Below are 19,617 nucleotides of genomic sequence, written 5' to 3' on the forward strand. Positions count from 1 at the left end.
GAGAAATAATACTTGTAAATTCGGGTAGATTAATCTAAAAAAACAGGGGAAAAAGTTTTGCTTTTTCCCCTGTTAAAACTGCGTTAATAATGCTTATTTATGCTTTTTAGCAAGCACGTCTTTGGCGGCTGCTTGAGCGGCGGCCAAGCGGGCTATCGGCACACGGAAAGCCGAGCAGGACACGTAGGTGAATCCTTCGCGGTGGCAGAATTCCACACTGGCCGGATCACCGCCGTGTTCACCGCAGATACCGACTTTCAAATGCGGTTTTTGTTCGCGGCCTTCGCAAACGGCGTGTTCAATGAGCATACCTACGCCGCGTTGGTCAAGCGTTTGGAACGGATCGTTTTCCAACACACCTTGTTTCAGGTATTCGGGCAAGAACGAACCGATATCATCACGCGAGAAACCAAACGTCATTTGCGTTAAGTCGTTGGTACCGAACGAGAAGAAATCCGCTTCGGCGGCGACTTCGTAAGCGAGTACGGCCGCGCGGGGGATTTCAATCATCGTACCGACGGAGTAGTTAAGTTTTTTGACTTTCGTCTTGGCTACAACTTCTTCGTAAGCGGCGCGGATGAGTTTCTTTTGGGTGATGATTTCGTTGACATCGCAGGTAAGCGGAATCATGACTTCCGGTTGGGCTTTTACGCCTTCTTTAATAAGTTCGGCAGCGGCTTCAAAAATCGCGCGCGATTGCATGGTGGTAATTTCCGGATACGTTACACCTAAGCGGATACCGCGGTGTCCCATCATCGGGTTCACTTCGTGGAGTCCGGCGGCACGTTCCTTAAATACGGCCATAGAAATACCGAGCGCTTTAGCCAGTTCTTGTTGTTTTTCGGGCAAGGTCGGCACGAATTCATGGAGCGGCGGATCCATCAAACGAACGGTTACACCAAAGCCGGACATGGCTTTCATCGTGGCTTTGATTTCCTTTTTCATGTACGGAAAGAGTTCGTTGACGGCGGCTTTGCGTTCTTCTTCGCTACCGGAAAGAATCATTTTGCGCAAGATGAAAAGCGGTTTGTCGGAATTTTTACCGTAGAACATGTGTTCAATGCGGAACAGACCGATACCTTCGGCACCGAATTTGCGGGCTTTAATAGCATCTTCTTCCGTATCGGCGTTGGCGCGAACTTTCAAGGTGCGTACTTTATCGCACATCGCGAGGAAGTTGGCCAAGTTTTTGTTGCCTTCGCCGGCGGCTAACATTTTGAGTGCGCCCGCATAGACATAACCTTTCGTACCGTTCAAGGTGATTTCGTCGCCTTCTTTATAGGTTTTGCCACCCATAGAAACGGTTTTCTTGTTTAGGTCAATTTCCAATTCACCGCAACCGACGATGCAGCATTTACCCCAACCGCGGGCAACGAGCGCCGCGTGAGAAGTCATACCGCCGCGTTGAGTCAAAATACCCGCCGCTGCGCGCATACCTTCAATATCTTCGGGGTTGGTTTCTTCGCGTACTAAAATGGCGTTGACGCCTTTTTCTTGCATTTCAATAGCATCTACGGAGTTGAAAACGATTTTACCGCACGCACCGCCCGGGCCGGCAGGCAAACCTTGGGCCACCGGTTTGGCACCGGCTTCGGCTTTCGGATCAATGGCAGGGAGTAATAATTCGCCGAGTTGAGCAGGCGTTACACGCAAGACGGCATCTTCTTTGGTGATCAAGCGTTCTTTAACCATGTCTAACGCCATTTGCACCGCGGCCGTACCGTTGCGTTTTCCTACGCGGCATTGAAGCATCCACAAGCGTTGGTTTTCAATCGTAAATTCAATATCCAACATATCATGGAAGTGTTTTTCCAATTTCTTTTGAATTTGGTCTAATTCCTTGTACACTTTGGGCATTACTTTTTCCAAGGTGGGCAAGTTTTTGGAGTGAGCGTTTGTGGACCATTTGTTCATCGGCGAGGGGGTGCGGATACCGGCGACGACGTCTTCGCCTTGCGCGTTGATTAAATATTCGCCGTAGAAGTGGCTGTCACCGTTGCCGGGGTTGCGGGTGAAAGCGACACCGGTTGCGCTGTCATTACCCATGTTACCAAACACCATGGTTTGTACGTTGACGGCAGTACCCCAATCGTGCGGGATGTTTTCAATGTTGCGGTAGGCAATAGCGCGTTTACCGTTCCAAGAAGCAAACACCGCGCCGATAGCGCCCCACAATTGTTCCATCGGATCATCCGGGAATTCTTTTTTGAGTACTTTTTTAACGGTTTTCTTAAATTCTACACAAAGTTTTTTGAGTTCTTCAGCCGGGATTTGGGTATCGTCTTTCACGCCGAGTTTGGCTTTAACGTCGCCCATCATACCGTCTAAAATTTTGCGGATGCCTTCGCCGTCTTTGGGTTCAATACCGGCGGCTTTTTCCATCACTACGTCGGAGTACATCATAATGAGGCGGCGGTAAGCGTCATACACAAAGCGCGCATCGCCGGTTTTGGCAATCATACCCGGGATGGTTTTTTCGGTTAAACCGATGTTCAAAATGGTTTCCATCATACCCGGCATGGAAGCACGCGCGCCGGAGCGTACGGAAACGAGCAAGGGGTTCTTTTCGGAACCGAATTCTTTTTTCGCTTTGCGTTCCACTTCTTTCAAGTTGGCAAGCACATCGGCTTGCAAAGATTTCGGATAAGTGCGTTTATTGTTCCAATAGTAGGTGCAGACTTCGGTAGTAATCGTGAAGCCGGGGGGGACGGGCAATTTTAATTGACCGGACATTTCGGCCAAGTTGGCGCCTTTACCGCCCAAGAGTTCTTTCATTTTGCCGTTGCCTTCGGCTTTACCGGCACCGAAAGAGTAGATATATTTTACTGCTTTTTTAGCGGCTTTTTTGGGGGCCGCTTTTTTTACGGTTTTCTTTACCATATTCGGTTTTGTTCTCCTAGATAAAATAAAACAGCCGCGGACACAGTCCGCTTATTACCTATATATTGTAGTATATTTACGCTATGAAAGGAAGTATTTTTTATATAAAAAGTATGTATAATAAATGACAGAATATGCGAAATTTTTTATCACAAATAAACGGGTGGGAAGTCATCGTGTTTTTAGTATGTGCGCTTATTTTGGGCGCGCATTTCGGGCGGCAAATTGATTTTGAAAACATGTTCAAAAAAGATTCGCCCGTTCCCGTACACATGGGCGGCAGTGTTCGTTATGCAAAGAATATAGCCAATGTGCAAGTTGTAAATATTCCGCAAACAGTATATGACAGTTTAGCACAAGACACCCGATTTAAGCGCTATTTAACCGGAAACCATAAATACGTATTATTGTTCACTTATCCCGGTTGTCCGTACTCACGGGCTTATAAGCGGGCATTTGACACGTTGTTTTCGCAACGCGGATTTGATGAATTTTACCGCAAACGCATTATAACGGTAGGAAGAACCACTTCCGTTTCTTGCCCGGGGCATCAAAGTATGGATTGTGCCACTGCGTGGATATTTCAAAATTGTTTTGGCAAACTGTGTATTTTGAATCCGCAACGCAAACAAGCCGTTGCGGACAGTTCACAAAATGCCGGGCAATTGGCTGATTTATTAGAAAAATACCGCGAGTGGTAACGCGGTATTTTTAATCGGCAAAATAAAGTTTTAATGTTAAGGCAATTCGTACAAACGGATACCGCTATCGTGCTTTTTGACCCCTTTGAAAAACTTGACGCAAAAATCACCCGCGTTTTTACCAAAAACATAGGAACTGTGTTCTTTTATCTCGCCGCAAAGTAATTTGTGAGTAGGAATATTTGCATGGGTGGCTGCGGTATTTACATAATAAGAAAAATCGGCCCCTTTATAATTACCTTTTAGCCTTCCTACATGAATTGCTATGACATTTCCTACTTCAAGAACAGCAGACCAATCTGCATTAGAACGCGTATCTTTTAATGAATAATCATACAGACTCGTATTCCCGGTAAAATCAGCAGGTAAATCTACGTCCAATTCGTCAAATGAAGTCGGCCCTGTTCCGTTTGCTTGGTAATAGATTTCCAACGCTTGCCCGATAGATTTGGCAAGAGTCATCATTTGTACGGCGCGCGATTTTTCCACCGCTTTCGTGTATTGCGGCAACGCCACCGCCGCCAAAATACCGATAATGAGAACAACCACTAATAATTCTATTAGCGTAAAACCTCTCGAACGACCTGATATACTATTTCTCATAACACGCTCCTTTTAAACTTTTTTCAAATAGTCACCGTGGAAACCTTTTTTGTGCGCAACAAAGCGGCCGATAGATTTGATTTTATTTTCCACACAACCGCGGCATTTTTCCGCCGAATCACCCAAGCAAATTTTGCCGGGGTATAATTCGTAAAACGGACGAAATTCCGTGTCTGTGGTGTTTGGCATTACCACATTAGCGCCCGCTTGTAAGGCAAGCAAACGCCCTTGCGGATGCAAGGTTTCCATGGCTGTTGTGGCCGGGATATTGATGTCCGGCAGTAATAAACGCATTACCGCCATCATTTTAAGGGCCAAATCAAAATGTCCGTCGGCTTTTTCAGTTGCCAAAGGCGTTTGCTGGTGGGGGATAAACGGCCCGATTCCCGCCATATCTACGGGAAGTTTTTGAAAAAACAATAAATCGTCTGCCAAACTTTCCACCGTTTGGCCCGGGAGCCCCACCAGCGAACCGGAACCGACTTCATACCCCAACGCTTTCAAATCATGCAAGCACCGTACGCGGTTTTCCCAACGCATTTGTGGGTCTAATTTTTCGTACAGTTCTTTGTCGGTCGTTTCAATGCGTAGTAAATAACGGTCTGCACCGGCTTGACGGTAGGCGGCATATTCTTCGCGAGTTTTCTCGCCGATACTTAAAGTAAGCGCGACATCTAACTTTTTTATTTCGCGGATAATTTCACACAGTTTATCCGTGTCAAACCACAAGTCTTCGCCCGATTGTAACACGATTGTTTTATAGCCGTATGATACGGCTTGTTTGGCGGTTGTTATAATTTGCTGCGGCGTTAAGCGGTAGCGTTTAACGTGTGAGTTTCCCGCGCGGATACCGCAATATAAACAGTTATTTTTACAGTAATTAGAAAATTCTATCAGCGCACGCAAATAAACGCCGTCACCCACAAATTTCCGGCGCACTTCATCCGCCGCAACAAAAAGAGTCTGCGCATTTTGCATAGAAAGCAAGCGGATAATTTCTTCTTTAGATAAGATATGCGTTTGAACGGCACGCCGTAAAATCTCGTCTGTCATAGTAAAAGTATATCAAAAATATGGGACTAATTACCTATTTGTTTCTGGGCCCGGAAAGAAAAAAATTTAGGACTTATTCTATCAAAAATCATGGGTCTAAATTCCGGTGGGGCCTAGAGCCAAAGACCCTCGTAGTTTTCGTCAGAAACAGATACATTATATATATAAGCCGCACCAATTTGATAAGGAGGTACTAATATGGCCAACAACAAACAAAATATTACACAAGACGTTCGTCCGGCGTGTTTGCTACGCGCCTTCGCTGATATCAATTGCGATTTTGCCGATTGGTACCAAGCCACCCAGTTAGAAATTGACAAACTGGAAAAAGAATTGGCGGAAGATTTACAACCCGTACATTCATAATATCTCCAGAACACCCGGCGCCCGTTCTCCAGCGGGCGCCCCATTTTGTAAATCAAAAAGAATATAGGCCTAAAGACCCGTTGGCAAATAGGTCTTTTGACTCTCGCGAATTGCAAACAAATTTTTTAAACTATAGTATATGAATCAATTGATTAGTAGCCTTAATTTGCGGAAACGGATTATTCTTACTATTATTTTTTCCGCCTTATCTATCAAGGGATTTGCGCAAAACCCACTTATTAAAGGTTTAAGTGAGGCGCGGGCTATTTTTTCACTAGAAAAGCAAGTGGAATTTTTACGTATCCAAAACCCGGAAATTCCTGTTGAAGCACTTCGCAAAACCATGCAATATTTAAAGCAAGACCCTATTGCTACCAACGCAGATTTGGAATATTTCTTCCGGCACAATGTAGGATATGTACCGGTAGCAGAACCACACGTTTCCCAACAACAAGCCCTAGCGCTTATTGACAATCTTTCTAGCAAACGTGTTCCCCGAAGACCGCAAACTTTTGCCCAACTGGAAAACGGAACAAGTGCTTCCTTAAGAGAGGCAACCGCCCGTTTAACGCAAGTACCGGTGCCCGGCTATGGTATTTATTTCCAACAATTACGAAGAAATGATTTTTTGGCGATGGGAAATTTCGGTTTGAACATACAACGTATTATGGATATGTACACCAAAATTTATCCTACCGGCAAAACAGTTGTTATTTCAAAAAATTTCAGTGATATGTTTGCCCAAACGCTTCGAACAAACGATATTATCACCCACGAAAAAGGGATAGAAAAATGGCTGGAATTGCGCGGATTGGAAAAACAGGCTTTTTTTGAGTCCGGCTTACCCGCCGCATTAGTAGAGCCTACCGACGAATTGATAATTCCTTCTTTTACCCAAATGGATGTTGCACAAAATTATTGGCTCGGTGTGGCTAACGGACAGGTGGAAAAAACCGTATATGCGGAGAACGGTTTTGCCCAGTACGCCAGCGCGGCCGTCAATTTAGGTTGGTTTGGCACTCCGCAACTGGCAGCACCCGCTATTTTACAAATGGCCCGGCGTGATTACGGCCTGTTTGATTTGTGGAAAGATTATTTTTTCACGCGCGCGTTACTTAATTTAGGGGCTTATAAAGAATTACAGGAATTGGCCCTGATTCGCTTAAAAGAAACAGATAGCCAACGTCAGCCCAAACAACTGGCCGCTGTTTGGCGCGGAATAAAAAACGTAATTCCGAAAAACAAAGCCCGTCTTATCATTCCGGAAGACCGTATCGCCTTACAAGACGAGCCCCTTCCCGAACTGTTACGGGAAGACCTGATATTACACCATCCGTTTGCCTATGTGCTTTTGAATGGTTCACAGGAAGTGACGGTATTATGGCAGGAAATTCGCCACGGATTAGATGAACAATTCTCGCAAGCGGCATTACAAGTCGGAGTAGGCACTCTGCTAGCCAAACAATGGGAAAAACTAGCCGCCAGAAGATTACAAACTTCTGCGCCTGCCCCACGGGTGGAATTAGAATATGACGAGCCGGAAACTCCCGATTTATCAACCGAAGATGTCGCGGCAACAGACAGCGAAGACATCGCCCCGATTAACGAATTAATAGAAGAAGTAGACCAACAACCGGTTTCTACACGGAGTAGAAAAGTCCGCACTCCGGCATCTGTACGCCAAGAATTAGCGGAATTTATAGAAAATCACCACGGCGCCCTGCCACCGCATAATAGCGCTTTGCGTCAGGCAATTTTTTCTTTAACTTCGCACGCATCCGCCTCTACCGATCCGGATATCCAATGGATACAGCAAATGATAGAAGACCATAGTGTATATCATAAATACACCACACCGGCCAAAGCACGCAAAGATTTAGAAGAATATATCCAACTTCATGACGGAGAATTACCTCCCAACAATTCCGGTTTGCGCCAAAAAATCCGCAGGATGAAAAAACAATTTCCCGAAGACCCGGATATGGCAATTATCGATCAACTTTTATCAACAAATTCTTCCCACAGCAAAGGGCGGCAATCTGTTCTCCGCTCGCCGGCACAAGTACGTCAAGATTTACTGACTTATCTGAACAAACATAACGGGCAAATTCCACCTGCCGGCGGCCCTTTACGCACGTTGATTTATAAGACACTTCGTATAGAAAATCCCAATGACCCGGATGTGATTGCCTTGCGTACCTTATGGCAAAATCATGTTCAACCCAGAGGGGGAAAAGTTACCCGCACACCGGCTAATGTGCGCCAAGAATTAGAAAATTATTTAACCGAACACGATAATAAACTCCCGCCACAAAACAATGCTTTACGGGCGGCTGCGTATAAAATAAGCAAAGTGGGAGATCAAAATAATTCCGATGTGCAGGAAATCATCCGGCTACTTCAGACGTATGGTGGCAAACACAACATCATTACACGGGGCAAGACAGCAGCCGATTGCCGTGCCGAATTAGAAACTTATTTTGCCGACAACACCCGTTTGCCTACCAATGGCTCGCCTTTATACACGTTCGCCTACAAAATAATGAAAATCGGAGATCCCAATGACCCGGACGTGATTGCGATTAAAGAAATGTGGCAAGCCCATAAAAAACCGAATCCGTACCGTAAAATCAAACCGGAATTGCTATCCGCGCCGGTAGATCCGCAAGATTTACCCCAAGTTACTCCGCATACGGCAAATGCTAAACGTACGCCCCAACAAGTCTATGATGAATTAGTCGTTTATTTGCAAACACATAACAATAAATTGCCACCGGGTACCACTTCCTTGCGTCATGCCATTACTTATATAATTGACCATGGCGATAGAAACATCCCGGAAGTCAATCAAATTATTGATTTGTATAATAAATATGTAACCGTGGTTTCGCGTTCGCCTAAACAAGTGCGTGCGGAATTGGAAATTTACGCAGCCAACCAAGAAACTATTCCGGTAGACGGACCGTTATACCAAGCCCTTTATAATGTCATTCATAAAGGCGATCCGAACGATCCGGATGTTATTGCCGTGACGGAAATGTGGGGGAAACTTCGCCAACGCACACGCCGTACGGCCAAACAAGTCTACGAAGACGTAGTGGCTTATGTAAATGAAAACGGGAAATTGCCGCCGGATAAACATTCCTTAAATAATGCGTATCGGCATTTGGTAAGAAAAGAGTATAGCAACGATCCGGATATACAAGCCTTGGTCCAATTTTGGCAAGCGCATGCGCAAAAAATAGCACCTGCCGAAGAACGTGCCGTTATAGTGTTGAAACAATTACAAATCTATCTTAAAGAGCATAACGAACTGCCCAAAGGGGGGAGTTCATTACGAAATGCCGCCGAGCATTTACGACGTGTCGGCAACCAGAACGATCCGAATATTGCGGCTATTACGCGGTTGCTAAATGAAAATAAATTTCAACCGGAAGTACAACGCACTCCGGAGAAAGTGTATCAAAATTTACAAACTTATTTGGAAATGAATAACGGTCAACTCCCACCCGCGAGACATCCGTTACGCAATAATTATTATCACGTTATCAACCATGTAGAAGGGGACGAACATACCCTTTCCGCCTTGCGGACCTTATGGGAATCGCATGTAAAAAACATTAAACGTACGCCGACTCAAGTACGTGCGGAATTAGAGCAATATATTCAGGAACACGACGGAAAATTACCTCCTATTCGCACGGCCTTGCGTCAAGCGGCATATCGATTTAGTTTAACACAAACAACTACGGATAAGGATATTGAAGCCATCAAAAATTTATTACGAATTTACAGCAGGTAACAACTATGCATAAACATCATTTGTACCTCTCTTGCATTTTAATTATCTTCGGTTTTATTTCCGTTCAAGCCCAATCAATTGTTTCAACCGGTATTAAAGGGCTGGAACGTTTAAGCCAGATATCTTCTGCGGAAAGACAAATCGCCTTTTTGCTCATGCAAAACCCACAACTTTCCTTAGAAGCGGCCACGCAATTGGTTAAGCAGGCCAACCCGCAAGCCAATATAAACGTAGAAAATATACTTGGACAAATGAAATTATCTTCGGAAAACATGATAGATTTTTCTGCTTCGTCTTTTTCTAACGCCGTAGAAAATGCAATACGACGCGCCCAATCACCCGCCGTTACCCATGTCAAACCACCGTATCAGGCTCCGTGGCGCCACGGGCCGGAAATACTTTATGCTCAAACCAAACTTTTTATTAGCGAAAACGGACATTTCCCGCGTCTAAAAATAGAAGACAAAACCCCGGATATGTACACGAAACAAGATATTCAAGAAATACAATTAGCCAGACGAATTAGATATTTCTTCGCATCCACAGAGCCGAATGATCCCATTGTTTTGGCCTTACAAGAAGAACAAGAAAAATACGCCTTTGGAGTTTCTCCGATAGATTATCCGAGCAATTACCAATCTGGCCCGATATCGCGCCAGATGTTTAGTCAGGAAATTAACCGAGCACCCGACGCACGCGATTTGGCAAACGATTTTCCGCAATGGCTTCTTGACAATGGGAACTACATGATTCCTACCCCCGAAACCACCAAAGCATTTGAATCGGTACGTGTAGCCGCTGCCGGGAACGGATTAAACGATGAGATATATGATATTTTAGTCACCTTAAATGCCATGCATTTAGGCTATTCCGATAAGGGGAGATCCGTTCGGGTGACTTATCGCGGGGATAATCCCACCTTACCGCAAGCCAAAGATTTCCATGAAGTAATAGAAATCAACGGTTTAACGAAGTGGCAACCGCATGCCAAAAAAGCATTACAAAACGATTACGGCCCCATTAAATTTTATATCACCCGCGATTCTATCGCCGGAATTTTTTTGGAAGAAGGAACAACTGCCGCCGATGTAGCGCGTGTATTTCAAGATTTATGTCCTAAAGGTTTTTCAGTCCGCATGACACCCCACGAATTCGGTTTGCAAGACGGTCAGGTGACCAGCGATTCGTTTGCGGGCAGATTACACTTTCATATAGAACATATTTCTCCGTCGGAGGGGGAAGGTTCGGACAAGCCCGATATCAGTTATACGTTATGGCTCAATGCCCAAGATCTTGTTCAAGATAAAACACCGCACCAAATCTTCAAACTCTACCGCGATTTGTTCCGGCCTTATATGGATGATTATATGGTCAATTTTACCCTTTAGAAAAACATATCACCAACTCATATATTTTAACAACCGTTTTTCAAAAGAAAACGGTTGTTTTTAGTGAGGGGAAATTGGTATAATAAAACGGTACTGTAAAAGGTATAAAAATTAAACATAGGAGAAGGGCTCCGCTGCGGCTCGGTCGTTTTTAGGATAAATGCGGCTTGGTCGTTAGGTTGCAGCCCTAAGTGTAAATAAAAATGGTACTTTCATTGAAAGACAGAAAAGACATCATCAGCAAATTCCAATCCAGCGCCAACGATACCGGCTCTGCCGCCGTACAAATTGCGCTCATTACGGAACGTATCCAATATATCTCTAACCACCTCAAAACGAACCCGAAAGATTTTGCGGGTGAAAGAGGGCTTAACAAACTCGTTAGCCAACGCAAACGCTTATTGGCTTACTTGAAACGCTCTGACTTTGAAAAATATCAGTCCGTTACCAAAGAACTCAAACTCAGAAAATAGGACAACCAAATGGAAAATTTTAACCACAAATTTGACATTCAAACTGTGGAAGTCACTGTCGGCGGACAAACGATTAAATTACAAACGGGTTTAATCGCTAAACAATCCGACGGCGCGGTAATGGCAACCGTGGGTGAAACCATGGTCTTATCCACTGCCGTTTCCACCAAAGAACAAAAACCGGGCATTTCCGACTTCATGCCCTTGACGGTCAATTATAAAGAAAGAACTTATGCCGCAGGAAAAATCCCCGGCGGTTTTTTTAAGCGCGAAGGAAAAGCCAGCAAAAAAGAAACCTTGTCTTCCCGCATTATTGACCGCACGTTACGCCCGATTTTTCCGGAAGGTTTTGCTTGCGAAACCAACGTAACCGCGATGGTCGTTTCCAGCGACGATAAACACGATGCGGATATTTTATCCGTACTCGCTTCGTCTGCGGCGCTCGTTATTTCTAACATTCCGTTTAACGAGCCGGTAGCCGCTGTACGCATCGGCCGCAAAGACGGACAATATATCGTCAACCCTACCAAAGACCAACACGAAGAATGTGATATGGACCTCGTGATTGCGGGTTCCAAACAAGGTCTTTTAATGGTAGAAGGCGGCGCCAAAGAAGTAGAAGAAGAAGCCATCATCAAAGCGATGGAAACCGCCAAGCCGGAAATTGACAAAATGTGCGATGCGCAATTAAAATTGCGCGAACTCGCCGGCAAACCGAAATTTGAATATGTGGTAGAAAAACTGCCGCAAGAAGTAACGGATCTTGCCAACGGCAAATTCCGCGAAACTGCCAAACAAATTTTGCACGCGTTTAGCGACAAACAAACCCGCGACAAACAAGTAGCCGAACTCAAAAAATCCTTCACCGAAGAATTAACGGCCACCTATGCGGACAATGCTGCTACCTATGCCGGTATTGCGTTAGAAAATATTATGTACGAAGAATCCCGCGCAATGGTACTTAACGAAAACGTACGTGTGGACGGCCGCAAACCGACCGAAATCCGCCCGTTAAGTTCTATGGTAGGGCTCTTGCCGCGTGCGCACGGTTCTGCGCTCTTTACGCGCGGTCAAACGCAATCGTTAGCGGTAGCCACCTTAGGCACCCCCGATGATAAACAAATGGTAGAAGGGTTAGATGAAACATCGTATGAACGTTTTATGCTCCACTACAATTTCCCGGGTTTTGCTACGGGTGAATGCAAACCGGATCGCTCTCCGGGCCGCCGCGAAATCGGCCACGGGGAATTAGCGCGCCGCGCTTTGTTGCCGCTTATTCCGTCGGAAGAAGAATTCCCGTACACGATCCGTGTAGTGTCTGACATTATGGAATCTAACGGTTCTTCGTCTATGGCCAGCGTCTGCGGCGGCTCACTCGCCCTATTTGACGCGGGCGTACCGATGAAATCGGCCTGCTCCGGTATTGCCATGGGTGCTATTAGCGGAAACGGCAAATTTGTTGTGTTGTCCGATATTATGGGGTTGGAAGACCACCTCGGCGACATGGACTTCAAACTCACCGGTTCTCGCAAAGGTATCACGGCGTTCCAAATGGACGTAAAACTCAAAACGGGTATCCCGCTAGACGTATTACGCCAAGCCATTAAACAAGCGACCGAAGGCCGCATGTTCATTATGGATCACATGGAAAAAACGATTGCCGAACCGAATAAAAATGTCTCCCGCTATGCGCCGGTCATTTTCAAACTGCGCATCCCGGTTGACAAAATCGGCGCTTTAATCGGCCCCGGCGGTAAGAATATCAAACGCATTACCGAAACGACCGATACCAAGATTGATATTGAGGAAGACGGTACCGTAACGATTGCCGCCGCCAACGCAGATAAGTTGGACCAAGCCAAAGCCGAAATTGAAATGATGACGGCGGAAGCGGAAGTCAACAAAATCTACAAAGGCAAAGTGGTTTCTATTCAACCCTTTGGCGCGTTTGTAGAAATTCTGCCCGGCAAAGACGGACTCTTACACATTTCCGAAATTGAAAAACACCGCATTAACAAAGTTGAAGATGTCTTGCACATCGGCGACATTATTGAAGTAAAATGCGTGGAAATTGACAATAACGGAAAAGTACGTCTTTCACGCAAAGCGTTACTCAAATAGTTTGTAAGTTACGCAAAAAAACACACCCCTCGTCTAACGCGAGGGGTGTGTTTTGTATAAATAATCCCGGCTATGCCCGGGGGGATTGTTTTCTGGTCATATTCGTTATTTCTGAATAATTAATTCTTTTTCTTCAAGTACGCGGCCGGGACCGGAGTAAAAATAAGTTCGTCGTTTTCTAATGTGGCTTTATACCACCCGGGTTTTCCGTTTACTTCTAAAAACACCCATATATTTGAAATAAAACTTGCGGGAACATCCCGTCGGAAAATGCACACTTCACCTGTTTGAAATGCTTTGGCGGCATATCGATCGTCTGTCGGGAATGCTTCCGGCGCATAGGAACGTAATTTGTCTGTCGCAGGAATTTGTACCAGGACAGATAAATTTTCACCCGCCATTATTGCATGCCCCAGCGCAATAGAAGGCATTAGGGATGCATAAATATCACCGTGATAATTGGTTCTATGTGCTTCTAAACCATTTATCAACAAATTCTTTACATCGTCTAATTTCTCCAATCTCATGCCACGGTAAAAAGATTCTTTGTTCTCTAAAATATCTTTCGGCAAAAATGTTTGCTCGGTGTACACTCCGACAGGATCCGTAGGACTGATGATATCCCATCTGTCCACACTCGGCAACAACCGCGCAGATAATACAGCGGGCGCGTTATCTACCGCCCCGCCTAATTTTACCGTCGGCTCGCCGGGCATATTGGTAATTTGGATATACGCTTGAGATTTGGCGGCGGGTTTTACCGTATCGTTGGTAAGCGGCGTAAATATTAGTTTATTTTGCCATAGAACCCGATACCACCCCGGGGTGCCATTGATATCCAGCAACACAAATACCCCAAAAATAGCTTGAGGAGGAATATCCTTTTCCGCGTAAAAGTTAGGCAAATTGCCCGGCCTTAAACTTCCGGCAATATCGTCTTTCTTTATCATCACTACTACGGGAATACCTTCTTCCAACTTGGCATAATGCCGGGCAACCGCAAAATTAGCGGACATATAAATACTGTTATATCCGGTTTGGTTTACCAACATGCCCTGCGCTAAAATTTGTTGCACATCTTGCAGATCATTTACATGCATTCCCCGATACAAAAACGACGTATTTTCCGCTTGATTTATCCGCTCCAAATAATCGTTCAAAGCCAAATCCGCCTCTTGATACCGCATATAGGTAGAACGCAGCAGTTTGCCGGTGGCGACGTCTCTGCCTTGCATGCTTTCAAGCAAAACAGCCATTTTTGTTTGCAAAGAGGGTGATACTTCGGTAATTTGCAACGGAATCAGCGTTTGAACCGTATTAGCAAGGACAGCAGCCGATTGTTCTGCCTTGAATAATTGTTGAGAAATAGTACGCGAAAGTTCTGTATTTATCCGCACGGCCGTCTCTATGGCTTTGATCTCTTTTTGAGCCAACGCCGGCAAACAACTTCCTACGATAAGACAAATAACGGCTAATTTTTTCATAATTTTCCTTTTCAATCAATCGGCCAATTTTTTCATTTCACCCTTAGCCGGTATAAATACCAATTCATCCTTTTCCAATACCACCTTATACCAATCAGGCTTACCGTCCACTGCCAAAAAAACCCACACATCGGAAATCAAACGGGGAGGAACATCCCGGCGGAAAACGGTTTCTTCTGCCGTTTGTAAGGTATGCGGCGGATATACTTCCGGTGCGTATAAGCGCAAGGTCGGCGTTGACGGAATTTTAATAAGTACGGGAAATTGAGGGTCGTTTCCCATGGTAGCATACCACAGCGAAGTCACCGGAGTTCGCGAAACAAAAATTTTTCCTTCGTAGTTGCTTTTTCTGATTTCCAACCCGTTTATCAATAAATTCTTCAAATCAGCAAATCTTACCAAACTCATTCCCCGGTAAAAAGATGGTTCATTTCCCGAAATATTTTGCGGCAAAAACACTTCACGCATGTACTTTCCGGTAGCATCCGCCGGACGGATTATATTCCAACTGTCCGATCCGGATAACAGTTGCACGGACAAAACGTCCGAAGAATTATCAAACTTCCCGCTCAATTTGACGCTTGGTTGATCAGGTATATTGATAATTTTTGTGTATTGTATTTCGGAAACAACAGATACCTGTTGTGCAGCGAGATAGGATGCCCGGGCGGCATTGTCTGCCGCGCGAGTGGCTTGCGAAATAGCCGCTTGAGTTTGACGTGCAATATCCGCACCGATTTTCCCTGTAATCAGTTCCATGGCCGTTTTTCCCTGTTGCGCAAAGACAGGGGAAAAACAACAAAGCAATACGTTTATAACAACTACCTTTTTCATCATACTAGTGATACATGTTATTCATCTATCTCAAAATCATCTATTTTTCTTTTGCTAGCGGGTAACGGTATAAACACACGTCCTTCATCGTCTAATACAACTCGGTACCATTCCGGTTTTCCGTTGATTTCAAGAAAGGCCAATACTTCCACAATAGCAAAGGGGGGAATGTTTCTTTCCGAATATGCCTCCCCCGGCATATCCTGTTTAAGATGATCAATTACCGCTTCACTGTCCAAGACGACGATTACCTGAATTTCTCCTTGCGTAGAGCCGGAATATCCTTCGGCCACCGCTAACATTGGTGTCATGTAAATTCCGTTATACGCAGTTTTGTTGACTTCAAGTCCGTGCAATAAAACATGATCAATGGCTTCTAAACTAGCCAGCCGCATTCCCCGGTAAAAAAAATGGGTTCCTTCTTCTTTCATTAAATTCATTAAATAAAATCGCAAGTTCCACGAGGCTTGCTTATATACAATATCATCATTTTTGGGAACGATACGTGCCAACACATAGTCTTGCGCATTTTCTAATTTGGAATCAAGAGCCAAGATAGAAGGAATATCACTGCGCATATCCGCAAACCGAATGTTATATTTTTCCGATACGCGAATCTCCGTAGATATCATCATTTGACGACACATCGCACTCATTTGTTGAGCAATCAAAGCGTGGACATCTACAACTTCTCCCGTTACCGTTTTACCTATTTGCTTCGGAGCGGCTAGTATTGTGTTTTGCGCCCACCCCAAACTATTTCCTGTCAGCAACAGGGCCAATAAGAAAACTTTTTTCAGTTTCATAAAGAAATCCATCCGCTCATGGCCTTTGTAGGAATAGGCATAAATACCAATTTGTCGTTTTTCAGCGTTACACGATACCAACCTTGTACGCCATTGATTTGAGCATATATGGCCACGTCTGTAATCATATCCGCGGGGACATTTTCATATAATACGCGACGGCCACCAAATTCACCTTCCGGTTTTAACGGCGGGTTTTCTTGTAACAAGCGTTCCGTTACCGGAATTTTCACAAGTACCGGCAAGGCCTCTTCCCCTTCATGAGTGCCTAATAACCGGGCGGTTTGGGACGGGAACATATATCCCATAGCCACACTGAGGTTGGGGGAAACATAAATCATTTCGTGATGGGTTTTATCAATTTCCATACCGCGTTGTAAAATGTTTTGCAATTCGGCCGTATTTTTTAAGCGAAGGCCCCGGTACAACATTTTATCTTCTTGCACAAAAGATTCCGGCACAAACAAGCGCATTTCCTCATCGTTACTAATAGCCGCGCGTAATTGTTCGTCGGGCAGAACGCTAAAATCAGACGTTGCCGATGAAACCGCCTTTTCATTAGCAGTAAAACTGGCAAAAACCTGCACATTATTTTGAATGTCCGTTTGAAAGGTTTGACCCGGCGTGACAAAAAAATCATCATTCACGCTTACCGCTTGATTGGGCACGGCCAAAAAGAAAACTTCGCCATCTTTCAATATGGCTTTATGCCACGCTTGTTTACCGTTCACTTCCATAAATACCATAATATCGGTTACATTCTCTGAAGGAATTGAACCATAGAACACCTGTTGCAATCCTATTTTCCCCGAAGGAACGGTGGCTAATAATTCTTCTGTTAAATTGATTCTTATTAACACAGGGATATTCACTTCGCCCCGTTGTTGAGCAAAAATATCATATTTGGAAGGTAACGCATAATTAAGTGCAATCCGCAAAGACGGTGTAGTAAACACTTGCCCCGAATAAGTGCTTTTACTTACTTCCATACCTTGATTTAACATATTTTTTAAGGCTTTCAAATTAGGTATTTTGATCCCTCTAAATACACTTTGTGATTCTTGCGCCGCTAACTGTGCCGGCACATACATTTGATCGGATTGGGGGAATATAATATGGTGCAGTTCCTCTGCGGGGAGCAACCGCGCTTGCACATCGTGAAGAACTTGAATTTGCTGATTATTTGTTTTTTGAAATGAGTTTAATAAATTCTCATATTTTTGATAAGACATTTCGCCCATAGGTAATTTTAGTTGGTTGATTTGCAACGTTTGTTGGGCATTTCGCACCGCTTGAGACAAATTACCAACCATATTATCTAGCGCTGTATATATTTCCTTGCCGGTCTTTTGTGATATTTCTCCTATTTGCGCACCGGTTTTACTAACTTCTTGCGGTACTTTATAGATTTGAGCAAAGCCGGAAACAGTTCCTAAAATCATGGTTCCTACTATAATTAGTTTTTTCATTTTTTTTCTCCTATACAATTATTGTCTTAAAAATGTTGGTTTTTCACAAGAGAAAAAAGGCCTACTTTCTGATAGGTCTTTTGTCCTATCCGATTTCACTGATTAAATTTGATACAATAACGATATGAATTTTTTACGTATGTTCCATGGGCTGGTGGGAGTATTATTAACGCTTTTACTGACAGGTTGTTCATATCATGGGCAAATACGCCACAGTGTCTATCCGTCTACTCCCGCGCCAACGATTTTCAACGCTTCCGTGCTGATTATTCAACCGGGGAATGTGCCTGATTCACTTACTATTTCTGACCCTACTTCACAAGCATTATATGATTTCTCGTTAGATATAAAAGAGAGTGTGTATAGTTCTGCCGCTGATATGCTTAAATCGTCTTTTACACAAGTACAAACCGGGCCGAAAACACAGGAGAATCAATTTGATTTAATAGCCGATATTTCACTCTCGGGAGAATTAACCCGCAGTGATTGCACCAGCAAACAACCGCAACTAGCCGCGCGACAAAACGGCTTATGTACCGAACTGACACTTTCCTTGCGCCCCGCCGGCAAAGCCGTACCGCTGCAAACATTTTCGGCCCGTCGCTTTAGCGTTTTTGAAAAGCCGGGCGCATCCGCCGTTATACGGGCTGTCAATAAATGGACGTTATATATTTTATCGCCTATTTTACTTCCCACTTATACGCAACTGCAAGGCAGTCAATTACGGCAACAATTTCAAACACAATTACAAGATATGCTTGGTGACTTACAAAAACAAATTCAAACACAGGAAGATTTTTTACCAACACGCTAAAAATTATGTAAAATATCTCAAGCGAGGTTATTATGAAAAAAACATCTAAAAAAAATGTTTCAACCAAACCTAACAAAGCAGTTGCAAAAGCTGCCGTCAAAGAATCTCCCATCTTAAAAGAAGTAAAGCAACTCTACAGTTTCATGCAAGACAACCAATTAGACACCATTGAATATGACCAAAAAGGTCTGTATGTGCGTTTAGTTAAATCGCGCCCGGCGGTTGTCCCGGTGCCGGTGGCTGTAGGTGCTATGACAAGTTCGGGGGGAAATACATCCGTTGTACAAGAACAATATAAAGAAGTATTAAATGCTCCTTTAATGGGTATTTTCTTCCGCGGTTCTACGCCCAGTGCGCCGCCCTTTGTAAAAGAAGGGGCACGTGTAGAAAAAGGCGACGTGATTTGCTTAATTGAAGCGATGAAAGTATTTAACGAAATGCGCGCGGAATTTCCATGCATTATTAAAAAAGTATTGGTAGAAAACGGCAAGCCTGTTAAACAAGGCGAACCGCTCTTTGCCATTGAACGGGTATAATTATGAGTCCATTACAAGAAAATATCAATTTAGCTGTCAGCCAAATTAGCGATTATTTGGCTAAAAATAATACGGCCACTTCGTGGCAATTAAAAGTGATGTTTAAGTTATCCAGTTCGGTATTGTATTTGGCTTTAGGGGCTTTGTACCAACAAGGCAAAATCTCACTGGAAGCCGATGATATTAACTATCATATTACATGGGGCCAAAAGCCAGCCGAAGCAGTAGCCGCCGCCCCGACAACGGCCGCAGAAAGCATGTAGACTGATTAGGTTTTACATTAAAAT

Annotated in this window: 16 protein-coding genes; 9 read left to right on the top strand and 7 right to left on the bottom strand. The window is 44.2% G+C overall.

The features are described from left to right. Nucleotides 1-93 precede the first annotated feature (93 nt). Entirely contained in the window at nucleotides 94-2,880 is a 2,787-nt protein-coding gene (gene ppdK, locus ACQY3H_RS05840) for a pyruvate, phosphate dikinase (RefSeq protein WP_428075639.1), read from the bottom strand. Between the two features lie 134 nt (nucleotides 2,881-3,014). Between ppdK and ACQY3H_RS05845 the strand changes: the two genes are divergently transcribed. Beyond that, a complete protein-coding gene (locus ACQY3H_RS05845; RefSeq protein WP_428075640.1) occupies nucleotides 3,015-3,581 on the top strand; it encodes a hypothetical protein in 567 nt (188 codons plus the stop codon). A gap of 36 nt (nucleotides 3,582-3,617) precedes the next feature. Here the strand turns inward: ACQY3H_RS05845 and ACQY3H_RS05850 are convergent, their stop codons facing one another. Next, a complete protein-coding gene (locus tag ACQY3H_RS05850; RefSeq protein ID WP_428075641.1) occupies nucleotides 3,618-4,184 on the bottom strand; it encodes a type IV pilin protein in 567 nt (188 codons plus the stop codon). Nucleotides 4,185-4,196: 12 nt separating this feature from the next. Continuing rightward, nucleotides 4,197-5,237: a [FeFe] hydrogenase H-cluster radical SAM maturase HydE gene (gene hydE / locus ACQY3H_RS05855; protein WP_428075642.1), complete on the bottom strand. Its 1,041-nt coding sequence runs from the start codon at nucleotides 5,235-5,237 to the stop codon at nucleotides 4,197-4,199. 198 nt (nucleotides 5,238-5,435) lie between these two features. Between hydE and ACQY3H_RS05860 the strand changes: the two genes are divergently transcribed. From ACQY3H_RS05860 to pnp, 5 genes are all read left to right on the top strand, one after another. Continuing rightward, the gene (locus ACQY3H_RS05860) at nucleotides 5,436-5,603 is read left to right on the top strand and encodes a hypothetical protein (protein ID WP_428075643.1); all 168 of its coding nucleotides are present in this window, start codon (nucleotides 5,436-5,438) and stop codon (nucleotides 5,601-5,603) included. A 139-nt stretch (nucleotides 5,604-5,742) separates the two neighbouring features. Next, a complete protein-coding gene (locus tag ACQY3H_RS05865) occupies nucleotides 5,743-9,405 on the top strand; it encodes a hypothetical protein (protein WP_428075644.1) in 3,663 nt (1,220 codons plus the stop codon). Between the two features lie 5 nt (nucleotides 9,406-9,410). Beyond that, nucleotides 9,411-10,793, top strand: coding sequence for a hypothetical protein (locus ACQY3H_RS05870; RefSeq protein ID WP_428075645.1), 1,383 nt, complete (start codon nucleotides 9,411-9,413; stop codon nucleotides 10,791-10,793). A gap of 203 nt (nucleotides 10,794-10,996) precedes the next feature. Then, nucleotides 10,997-11,266, top strand: a complete 270-nt coding sequence (gene rpsO, locus ACQY3H_RS05875) for a 30S ribosomal protein S15 (RefSeq protein WP_428075646.1) — start codon at nucleotides 10,997-10,999, stop codon at nucleotides 11,264-11,266. Nucleotides 11,267-11,275: 9 nt separating this feature from the next. Further along, nucleotides 11,276-13,387 (top strand): polyribonucleotide nucleotidyltransferase, encoded by a 2,112-nt coding sequence (pnp, locus tag ACQY3H_RS05880; protein ID WP_428075647.1) that lies wholly within the window; start codon nucleotides 11,276-11,278, stop codon nucleotides 13,385-13,387. 119 nt (nucleotides 13,388-13,506) lie between these two features. Here pnp and ACQY3H_RS05885 read toward each other — a convergent pair whose 3' ends face one another. The 4 genes from ACQY3H_RS05885 to ACQY3H_RS05900 all read right to left on the bottom strand — a co-directional run bounded on the left by ACQY3H_RS05885 (nucleotide 13,507) and on the right by ACQY3H_RS05900 (nucleotide 17,980). Then, nucleotides 13,507-14,871, bottom strand: coding sequence for a hypothetical protein (locus ACQY3H_RS05885; RefSeq protein ID WP_428075648.1), 1,365 nt, complete (start codon nucleotides 14,869-14,871; stop codon nucleotides 13,507-13,509). Between the two features lie 15 nt (nucleotides 14,872-14,886). Continuing rightward, nucleotides 14,887-15,630: a hypothetical protein gene (locus ACQY3H_RS05890; protein WP_428075649.1), complete on the bottom strand. Its 744-nt coding sequence runs from the start codon at nucleotides 15,628-15,630 to the stop codon at nucleotides 14,887-14,889. A 92-nt stretch (nucleotides 15,631-15,722) separates the two neighbouring features. Beyond that, nucleotides 15,723-16,511 carry a hypothetical protein gene (locus tag ACQY3H_RS05895; RefSeq protein ID WP_428075650.1) on the bottom strand — a complete coding sequence of 263 codons (789 nt, stop codon included), beginning with the start codon at nucleotides 16,509-16,511 and terminating at the stop codon, nucleotides 15,723-15,725. Continuing rightward, nucleotides 16,508-17,980 carry a hypothetical protein gene (locus ACQY3H_RS05900; protein WP_428075651.1) on the bottom strand — a complete coding sequence of 491 codons (1,473 nt, stop codon included), beginning with the start codon at nucleotides 17,978-17,980 and terminating at the stop codon, nucleotides 16,508-16,510. Before ACQY3H_RS05900 ends, ACQY3H_RS05895 begins: the two co-directional genes overlap by 4 nt. A 124-nt stretch (nucleotides 17,981-18,104) precedes the next feature. Here ACQY3H_RS05900 and ACQY3H_RS05905 point away from each other — a divergent pair, with 124 nt between their 5' ends. The 3 genes from ACQY3H_RS05905 to ACQY3H_RS05915 are packed head-to-tail and all read left to right on the top strand — an operon-like array spanning nucleotide 18,105 to nucleotide 19,593. Continuing rightward, nucleotides 18,105-18,794 carry a hypothetical protein gene (locus ACQY3H_RS05905; protein ID WP_428075652.1) on the top strand — a complete coding sequence of 230 codons (690 nt, stop codon included), beginning with the start codon at nucleotides 18,105-18,107 and terminating at the stop codon, nucleotides 18,792-18,794. 32 nt (nucleotides 18,795-18,826) lie between these two features. After that, nucleotides 18,827-19,330, top strand: coding sequence for an acetyl-CoA carboxylase biotin carboxyl carrier protein (locus ACQY3H_RS05910; RefSeq protein ID WP_428075653.1), 504 nt, complete (start codon nucleotides 18,827-18,829; stop codon nucleotides 19,328-19,330). A gap of 2 nt (nucleotides 19,331-19,332) precedes the next feature. After that, nucleotides 19,333-19,593, top strand: coding sequence for a hypothetical protein (locus tag ACQY3H_RS05915; RefSeq protein WP_428075654.1), 261 nt, complete (start codon nucleotides 19,333-19,335; stop codon nucleotides 19,591-19,593). The last annotated feature ends 24 nt before the right edge of the window (nucleotides 19,594-19,617 follow it).

The sequence above is a fragment of the Candidatus Avelusimicrobium luingense genome (assembly GCF_902757105.1).
Taxonomy (GTDB): Bacteria; Elusimicrobiota; Elusimicrobia; order Elusimicrobiales; family Elusimicrobiaceae; genus Avelusimicrobium; species Avelusimicrobium luingense.

Excerpts from the sequence above, each read along its gene's own strand:
- ACQY3H_RS05905 (WP_428075652.1), top strand. The coding sequence starts at position 18,105 with ATGAATTTTTTACGTATGTTCCATGGGCTGGTGGGAGTATTATTAACG.
- ACQY3H_RS05850 (WP_428075641.1), bottom strand. The coding sequence starts at position 4,184 with ATGAGAAATAGTATATCAGGTCGTTCGAGAGGTTTTACGCTAATAGAA.
- ACQY3H_RS05895 (WP_428075650.1), bottom strand. The coding sequence starts at position 16,511 with ATGAAACTGAAAAAAGTTTTCTTATTGGCCCTGTTGCTGACAGGAAAT.
- ACQY3H_RS05870 (WP_428075645.1), top strand. The coding sequence starts at position 9,411 with ATGCATAAACATCATTTGTACCTCTCTTGCATTTTAATTATCTTCGGT.
- ACQY3H_RS05845 (WP_428075640.1), top strand. The coding sequence starts at position 3,015 with ATGCGAAATTTTTTATCACAAATAAACGGGTGGGAAGTCATCGTGTTT.
- pnp (WP_428075647.1), top strand. The coding sequence starts at position 11,276 with ATGGAAAATTTTAACCACAAATTTGACATTCAAACTGTGGAAGTCACT.
- ACQY3H_RS05890 (WP_428075649.1), bottom strand. The coding sequence starts at position 15,630 with ATGGAACTGATTACAGGGAAAATCGGTGCGGATATTGCACGTCAAACT.
- ACQY3H_RS05915 (WP_428075654.1), top strand. The coding sequence starts at position 19,333 with ATGAGTCCATTACAAGAAAATATCAATTTAGCTGTCAGCCAAATTAGC.
- ACQY3H_RS05910 (WP_428075653.1), top strand. The coding sequence starts at position 18,827 with ATGAAAAAAACATCTAAAAAAAATGTTTCAACCAAACCTAACAAAGCA.
- ACQY3H_RS05865 (WP_428075644.1), top strand. The coding sequence starts at position 5,743 with ATGAATCAATTGATTAGTAGCCTTAATTTGCGGAAACGGATTATTCTT.
- hydE (WP_428075642.1), bottom strand. The coding sequence starts at position 5,237 with ATGACAGACGAGATTTTACGGCGTGCCGTTCAAACGCATATCTTATCT.
- ACQY3H_RS05885 (WP_428075648.1), bottom strand. The coding sequence starts at position 14,871 with ATGAAAAAATTAGCCGTTATTTGTCTTATCGTAGGAAGTTGTTTGCCG.
- ACQY3H_RS05900 (WP_428075651.1), bottom strand. The coding sequence starts at position 17,980 with ATGAAAAAACTAATTATAGTAGGAACCATGATTTTAGGAACTGTTTCC.
- ppdK (WP_428075639.1), bottom strand. The coding sequence starts at position 2,880 with ATGGTAAAGAAAACCGTAAAAAAAGCGGCCCCCAAAAAAGCCGCTAAA.
- ACQY3H_RS05860 (WP_428075643.1), top strand. The coding sequence starts at position 5,436 with ATGGCCAACAACAAACAAAATATTACACAAGACGTTCGTCCGGCGTGT.
- rpsO (WP_428075646.1), top strand. The coding sequence starts at position 10,997 with ATGGTACTTTCATTGAAAGACAGAAAAGACATCATCAGCAAATTCCAA.